Genomic DNA, 8,029 nt, shown 5'->3' on the forward strand with positions numbered 1-8,029 from the left:
TTCTGAGGTTTTCTGAGGTTTTCTGAGGTTTTCTGAGGTTTTCTGAGGTTTTCTGAGGTTTTCTGAGGTTTTCTGAGGTTTTCTGAGAAATGCAAGAGCCGTACAACGGAAAAAGATATGCAAATGCCTTAATACGCGTTTAGCTTATCAAAAAGGGGGATATAATGGCACTTTTTCCATTTTCTATTGCTGATATTGATGATCCGGAATGTATTCGTGTGGTTCTTTATGCTAGCGGAAGAATGGGACATGCTCCTTTAAACGCATTGTTGAAGAAAGCATATGAAGATATTACAAAAATTGCAAAGCGCATGGATGCTTTAGAAAAAAAATTAAATGCTCTAGATCTTACCAATGTCGAACAGAAAAAAAATGAGAAAGAAGAGAAGCAAGACAGTATTAATAGTGTTGTGAGTGGTGGAATAACGACACCAAACAGTTTTGTGAGCGCACCAGAAATTAAAACAGAATCATCGTCCGCTGGAGACATATTTTTTTCTCCAATATACGAGGCGCCAAAAATAGACTACAGCTCTTTTATTTCAAAATTTACAGCACATAAACCGCTAGAAATACACAGTAGTGTTACTCAAAACATCAGTGTTGAGCATTCTAGAGAGATTTCTTCTTTGTTAGATAAGGAAAAATAGAATAGAGTGATCATAACAATATGTATGGGGTGAAGCTATAGATCAGATAAACCTAATTTATATCTTCGGTGGAGCCTGGAATTGCACTCTGTTTGAGATGTTAAAAAATGGTAAAAATTGATAGAGAAGCGTTGTTGCTGGATAAGTTGATCATGCGTTGTTGGGGAGAGTAGGGCGCATATTGAAATCTAAGGGTAAGTTTTTAAAGCCTACAGAGCAAGGAGCCATGCCCAAATAGAAACGCATGGCAAAAGAAGCTTTAAAAAGATAAAAAATCGTGCAATCATTTTAAAAAGCTTTTGGATAGAGCGTTTGATGATTTTAACTCTATAAAAAATTGCCATTTTTACGCTTTTTTAAAAGAGAAAAAGTGCAGATCCTCGCAATTTTAATTTGTTAAAAATCCCATAAAAAGAAAATGTTAATTGCCAAAAGGACAAAAGCAGAAAAATGCCTATAAAAAAATCATGCGTATCGTTGTGTCTTTTCTTATAAAGAAGAGAAATGCTGTACTGTTGGAGCAGGCTTGAAGGCTAACGTTTCACTTGTTTTCTTATCAGACAAGATTGTACAAGCGGTTGTTGATTTGTCTTATCCTGTTTATGCTGTAAAGACTGTCCTTTCAGGTGTGATGATATAAGGCAAGTCTCTTTGTAAGAGCTTCCATGATACAAAAAGTGTTTTTTAAAGGGCGTGGCAAATATTTAAGGCAGGCTTATTTGTTGAGCTTTAAGTTTAAATCAATCACATACGAAAAAGCCAAATGGACCCCACTGCAATCTGGGCTGTTGATAAATCAGATTGGGTGAAGAATCTTCATCTTTTGAAGTGGTGAATGTAAGTTAAGAAAAACCAGCTTTTACAAGCGTAAAAGAACGGGTCTTATTATAATTATGGACTTAAATCATGTGTGTTTTTTCATGGATTATATTGAGATAAAGCTACAAAGTATTTTGATTTATTGGATACGTTTTTATTTTAGAAAGTGTATTGTTATAAACAGTTCTCCTCAATACGAATGTATCATTATTTATACTCTTTTTGGATATTTTTATAAATATAATTAAAAAGCTTGCAATACTATACGTTTTGTGTATAAGTATTTATTATTGATTTCTTTTGTATTTTATTTAGTTATATCTCTATTCATAAGCCGCGCCTTTAAATGGTGCGGCTTTTTTACTTTCTAATAACAGGGGCGCTATATATTTGTTATTGAGATGGCTTTGGATATTTTTCTCATTATTGTATTTTGTGATTTCATTTTGCAGTGAAATCTTTAAATTCTTGTGTGTTTTATCCCAATAGGGAAGATTCAAATAAAAATGCAGGCGTCTGGGTTTGGTTTCTTTGCTTTGGTTGGGGGGCGTTGAATAGTTAAAGAATCTTGTTACTGTTTGACGGAGAATGATATGAGGTGAAGCATAAAATGGTGGCGCATTTGAAGGGCCATTATCATACATGCCAGCATGATCAAAAATGCAAATGTGTCTTTAACAGTGTTTGTTGATCTCGATTAGAAAGTCCATTCTTTTTTGTTAGGAGTTTTACATCTATAATCTCTTATCTTGTTTTAGCGACTGCTTTTTGAGGGGGCGGTAATAGAAGGCGTATAAGATTTTATATATGAAGTGTTTGTGTGGTGAATAACGGTAAATCCATTGAGCACTCCCATCTTTACGCTTATGTAGAGGCAAGTCCGCACCATCATTGTATTTTCTAGCTCCCAATTTTGCTACGGTCTTTGACACTTAAGACGATTCATAAGAGGCATATGCCTTTCTTATACAGTTTTTAATCCACATGCTAGCTCCGCTTGTAACTTGTAAGCAACATGGTTTTGGTTGATTTAACATAAACAGGTTTGGAATGAGAGAATCCTATGGTGTTCGGGTTTCTCATTCAACATGTAAAACAATAAATATTCTTTATAAATCAATATGATGTGTTTTAACAAAGACGAATTGTTTATAGATCCGCATGGATGAAGAATCTTCGTCTTTAAAAGTGGTGAGAGAAAATCATCAGCCCTATTTTTTCATAAAGGGCATGAGAAAAGTGTTTCATAAGAATTATATACGATAAGAATTATACGGTAAAAAAGAGAGTCTTTTGACATAAGAGTCTTGATCGTTTGCGGCTATAACCTGTATTGTGTACACAGATACTTCTATCATTTTTTGCTGTAAAAGCTTCTCTTGGGATATTAAAGGGTATAATCTTTATGGAAAAAAGAATCCGAGCAAGACAAAAGGCTTATTTCAAAAGATTATATCGCAAGATTGCTTTTGTTTGCATAATACTTTTTTGTATAGTGTTTTTGTGTTTTGTTGTTGCAAAGGTGGTTAGTTATTTTTCTTCTCATAAAAAAGTAACACAACAAGCACCCGTTGAATTGGTTATTCCTGTTTTTGATCTACGCGTATATTGCAAGGAAATTTCTGCCTCCGTTATGCCCGATATGAAAAGAGAGGTTTATCAGCATTGTCTTAATTTGGAAAGTGAGGCCTATTTTGCTATTCGTGAAATGTGGGATAAGCTTTCTGATAGTGCTAAAAAACAATGTTTGACGAGGGTCCGTCCTGGGGATGGAAATTATTTTCTCTTACGAGACTGTTTTCTGAATGAAAGAGAAAATAAAACAGGCAAAAGGCGCAATTACTTTTAAGTTTTTATATGGAAAGTTAAAAGGATGCGAATTTTGATAAAAAGATAAAAGCCTCTTAAATGACTATCTGCCTCATGACCAATAGCAGCTTGATTTATTTATCTTGTTATATCGAACTTCTTATTTAAGGTGTGGCGACATAAGGTATGGATGGCCTCCTTGAAATGTTTAAGGGGGCGTGGTGGAGTTTCAGGAGGATTTGTTGCGCTTTTTTAAGGGAAATAACAAGTGTGGGAAATCCATTTCGTGATGGTTTTGGTGAATGGTATAATGGTAAACCATCATGAAATGTATAAAATTTATAAAGCAAGTTCATCTTTATGGTTTAAACAAAGAATAAGCCGGTACTATCTCACACTTTGCTCGCTCCCAATGGTGCTCTCGACAACCCTTTAGCCTTAGAGACGGTTCATAAGAGGCACTTTTAGTCTTTTTATCGTTTTTACTCCACGCAGGTTTTCCCACATGTAACATGCAAGAAAAAGAGATTGATTCAACAGCAAACAGATTGAGGATGAAAAATCCTACGGTATTAATTTTCTTATTCAACACAAAAAATATGAATTATCATTACAAATCAATTTAGTGTATGAATTTTATAAGTATTTTCATTGTTAACAGACCAGTGTGATTTGAGAACCTTCATTCTTTGAGGGTGTAAGTCAATAGACATGACAAAAATGAGTAAAAAAACATTCCTTTTATAAACATTTACGGCTTCTTCATGCGTAAAGCGCTGTGCTGGGTTTAAAAATGTGCTTGTTTTATAATTCTAGTTTTCTTTATCAGAAAAGATAAGTAAGGAAATACGTTAGGCCATTCTTATTGATAGGCTTTGAGGAGGGTATTTTTTTGAGAAGAAGCTGATTTTTAAAAAAGTGTGACATATTGGTCGTTTTTTTCATAATTTGATATTTTTTTGTATTTAAATATTTTGTTTTTAAGCTCAATTTGTTATAAATAAAAACTGTGATTAACTTAAAAACTCTATGGGTTAAAATAAAAATTGATAGTATCATTGACTTTTTTGGGAAAGAAGATTGATCTCTTGGTTTATAGGGCTTGAATAATACTTCGTGTTAATCTATCTATAAAAGTTAAGAGGTTTTGTGAGGCGATCGTGGATTATCGCTCGCAAGGGGTTGCTTTAGCGATGAAGAGAGGCTATATTTATAAAATAAAGAGGTTCGCGCAGTGACTCGTTGGGATGGAAGTGCTTGTGAGTTAAATGCACGAGGGGGTAGAGAATATCGGCGTTTTTAGGAGCGGTGGTTTTAGAGCAAAAAAGGAAGCTTCTACTATTCTCTGGCAGGAATTTTTTCTTTGTCAGGTGTGTTATATGTGTGTTTTCCTTTTTGTTTTCCACAAGATAATTATTTTTTTTAGTGAAATATGGTTTATTTTAAAAAAAACACTTGGCATTTTACGTGAACATCATTAGGTTTCTGCTGTTTGACAGAGAAAAAGGGAATTTTTGATTTACGATTTCCCTGCTGTTTTGTGATTTTCAAGAAAATATATGCTTTTATCAATATCAGTAGGGTTCGTTTGAGTGAAATAAACGCGGATAGCTTGATAATCGTATGTTAAACATGATCAGCATTATCAAAAGATAATGTAATGAGGAAGCGTCAATTAAGACACACATAAGACAAACACTCCAAAAAGGGATAAAGATGAGGCCACAACAAAATAGACGGGTACGCGGTCGCAATAATAACAATAATGGTAATAACAATAATAATCGTCGCGGTCCTAATCCGTTGTCTCGCAATTATGAAAGTAGCGGTCCGGATGTTAAAATTCGCGGGAATGCTCAGCAAATTGCCGATAAATACATAAGCCTTGCGCGTGATGCACAAGGTGCAGGTGATCGTGTTATGTCGGAAAATTATTTACAACATGCCGAGCACTATTTGCGTATTATTTTAGCAGCAGCTGGGCAAATGTCTCAATCGGTTCGGCGTGATGAAAATCGTGGTGATGAAAACGAAAATCGTGATGAAAACAATGGGCAAGAATGCGGTGAAATAAATCTTGATGGTGAAAAAAAGGATGCTGTCGAGGGTGATACAGATGTATTACAAATGTCGTCGCAAAAAAATGGCAATGGCCAATATGATAAAGCGCAAAATGGGGATGCGCGTGAAAACGCTTTAGAGGCTCTATCGGATGAAAAAACAGATCAAGAGCACTGCCTCTCTGAGAAAAATGTTGAACCTGTCAAAAAAATACGTCGTTCTCCTCGTCGACGTACTGTACGGACTCAAGATGAATCATCTCTTGAGCTTTCACTTACAACAGCAGAAAGCTCTAGCAATGGAGATGCATCAACAGCAACAAAAACAGCAACAAAAGAGGATTCTTCTTTGCCTGGATTAGGTGAGGGGATACAGAGAAAACCACGCCGTCGCCGAGTGGTCAATCTTGAGGCAGAGGAAAATGTTTAAACCTGAAGGGTGCTGTGTAAGCGCGCTTGTGTGGTGATGTTATTGGTATCATGATAATAAATTATAATATACTCAAGAAGCTTCTTGCGCTTTCCTTGAGTTTTCACGGGCAGTATCAGGAACTTAACGAAGGCTGTTGACAGAAAAGATTGCCTCTTTGCTGAGATTTAAGTAAGGGGATACAGGGAAAGATGCGTCGTCGCTCAAGTGGTCAATCTTGAAGCAGAGGGAAATGTTTAAACCTGAAAGGTGCTGTATAAGCGCTTGTGGTGATGTTATTGGTATCATGATAGTAAATTGTATATACTCAAGAAGCCTCTTGCGCTTTCTTTGGATTTTCACGGGCAGTATTGAGACTTAACAAAGGGTGTTGACAGAAAAGATTGCCTCTTTGCTGGGATTTAAGTGAGGAAATACAGAGAAAACCGCATCCGTGTATTTTAAGAGGCAGTTCTTTTATGAAGAACGCAATGTCGTTGTTTTATTTAATTCACACTTATATTTAATATTATTCAATGTATTCATGCCCATTTCGCGTTGGTGTTCATGAATTCTATTATGTGAAATTCATCGGCTATCTTTGCTTAATAAAAGATGTAAGCTGGGCGTTATTGCTTTAATTTTCAATGTTGCAACAGTTCTTCTTTTGATACCGGATCATTCATAAGAGGTATTTTTATTCATCCATTTTCTTGCTGGGATATGTAAAGAAATGATTTTGATTCAGTTTCTTACGAACAGATTTGAAAGGGAGAATCTTACAGTATTTGAGATTCTCGTTTGACATGCAAAATAAATCATCACTATAAATTAATATGTTGAATTTTTGCACTCAAGAAGAGGTATTTCTTGCACGTTTATTAGCTTTTCCCAAGTGATGTCATTTTCTTAAAATGGGAATGCGTTGACAGAAAGGTTTCTTCTTTTCCAAGATTTAAGTGAGGGGATACAGTAAAAACCACGCCGTCGCCGAGTGGTGGATATTTAAGACTTATCACATTAATTTATAATAATAATTCATTGTTTTGAATGTTAGGTGAGAGCTCCTAAACCCCTAGAATTCTCTCATTTGCAAATTTGTTCCATGTTGGATCAACAAAAACCATTCGCTTGCACGTTGCAAACGGGGAGAGCCCGTGTGGATAAATTTGTATAAGAAGGAATAAAAATGGCTCTTATGAACTCTCTCTAGCGCCAAGGATTGTGGGCAACATCCACGAGTTGGTAAAGCGTGTGATAATGCCGGCTTGCAGAAAATGTTTAAACCTTCAGAATGCTATGTCAGCGCTTATTGATGTTAGTTTTCTTAATGGGGCATTATCTTCGCTCTCTCTTTTGTTGTTTCAACAGAAAGAATGGAGACAAGTGCACCGGTGTGATAATTGTAAATCATAAATTTTGTTTGTCCATCAGGGGTTAAAACTTTCAGTACAATATTGTGTTCTGAGAGGCTTTGCGACAAAATCTGTGTTTTTTCCGGTAGAGAGAGCGTATGATGGATAACGTGTGGGTTTTTGCTGAGAGAGGAAGATAGCTCTGTTTGTTTTGGCGCTGATCCGGTTTTTATCACTTTATAAACAATTAAAAACAGTACGGTTAGAATAAGGAAAAGCGTTATTAAAACGGAAATAATCATTAAACCCATAAGTTTTTTTCTCACTCGTTCTACGGCAGGGTCTAAAGGGAGATCTTGAGGCAGAGAATTTTGCTCTGTGTGATGGTCTTTTGAAGGGTGCATTCGCTTATTATCCATCATGTCTTTCATTGATTATTTTTTTTGAGATCTGATGGGTTTATGCTTTTAAAGTTTTTTGTGCAAGAGGTTTGTGGAAGAAGAATGTAAAAGAGGAAGCGATGTTGGTAAAATATCTTCTTTGTGGACTGTAGACAGCTTGTCCTTTACGTTTTGGCTTTTAAGAAGAAAATTTCCATGGTTTGTTACAGACCAGATCAAGCTTACTTCTTGTTGATGCAAATTTGCATGTACGTTTATACATTGGGCAAAAATTTGTTGTCCATAAAGTGCAAACTTTTTTGTGGACGGGACCATGGCCTGTTCACAAGCTTGAGCCGTGGGATAGATTTTAACCATTGTATTGTTCGAATAGCAACTATTAAAATCATCTGTACATGAAACTAATAAGAGGATAAAAACAAGGGGATTCATCAATTATTTTCCAAATGACAGGTTGACAGAGCGGACTCCAATTTGTCAGCCTAGGGGCTTCTTCACTGTTAAACGCTTTCAAAGTTTTTTAGTT

6 protein-coding genes are annotated in these 8,029 nt (G+C 35.6%); 3 read left to right on the top strand and 3 right to left on the bottom strand.

Annotation, left to right across the window (positions count from 1 at the left end; translation table 11 throughout):
* The first annotated feature begins 164 nt into the window (after positions 1-164).
* Positions 165-650 carry a hypothetical protein gene (locus tag ACFINR_RS07475; protein ID WP_375631825.1) on the top strand — a complete coding sequence of 162 codons (486 nt, stop codon included), beginning with the start codon at positions 165-167 and terminating at the stop codon, positions 648-650.
* A 1,142-nt stretch (positions 651-1,792) separates the two neighbouring features.
* Here the strand turns inward: ACFINR_RS07475 and ACFINR_RS07480 are convergent.
* Complete coding sequence (locus tag ACFINR_RS07480; RefSeq protein ID WP_375631824.1) at positions 1,793-2,113, bottom strand: hypothetical protein; 321 nt, start codon at positions 2,111-2,113, stop codon at positions 1,793-1,795.
* Between the two features lie 761 nt (positions 2,114-2,874).
* Here ACFINR_RS07480 and ACFINR_RS07485 point away from each other — a divergent pair.
* On the top strand, positions 2,875-3,318 hold the full coding sequence (locus ACFINR_RS07485) for a hypothetical protein (protein ID WP_375610680.1): 444 nt from the start codon (positions 2,875-2,877) through the stop codon (positions 3,316-3,318).
* Between the two features lie 1,676 nt (positions 3,319-4,994).
* A complete protein-coding gene (locus ACFINR_RS07490) occupies positions 4,995-5,768 on the top strand; it encodes a DUF4167 domain-containing protein (protein ID WP_375611688.1) in 774 nt (257 codons plus the stop codon).
* 1,306 nt (positions 5,769-7,074) lie between these two features.
* Here ACFINR_RS07490 and ACFINR_RS07495 read toward each other — a convergent pair.
* Together ACFINR_RS07495 and ACFINR_RS07500 are read right to left on the bottom strand one after the other, a co-directional pair.
* Positions 7,075-7,524: a hypothetical protein gene (locus ACFINR_RS07495; RefSeq protein WP_375611689.1), complete on the bottom strand. Its 450-nt coding sequence runs from the start codon at positions 7,522-7,524 to the stop codon at positions 7,075-7,077.
* A gap of 45 nt (positions 7,525-7,569) precedes the next feature.
* The gene (locus ACFINR_RS07500; protein WP_375632088.1) at positions 7,570-7,935 is read right to left on the bottom strand and encodes a hypothetical protein; all 366 of its coding nucleotides are present in this window, start codon (positions 7,933-7,935) and stop codon (positions 7,570-7,572) included.
* Positions 7,936-8,029 lie beyond the last annotated feature (94 nt).

Source organism: Bartonella sp. AP19HLJMH, assembly GCF_042196245.1.
GTDB lineage: Bacteria > Pseudomonadota > Alphaproteobacteria > Rhizobiales > Rhizobiaceae > Bartonella.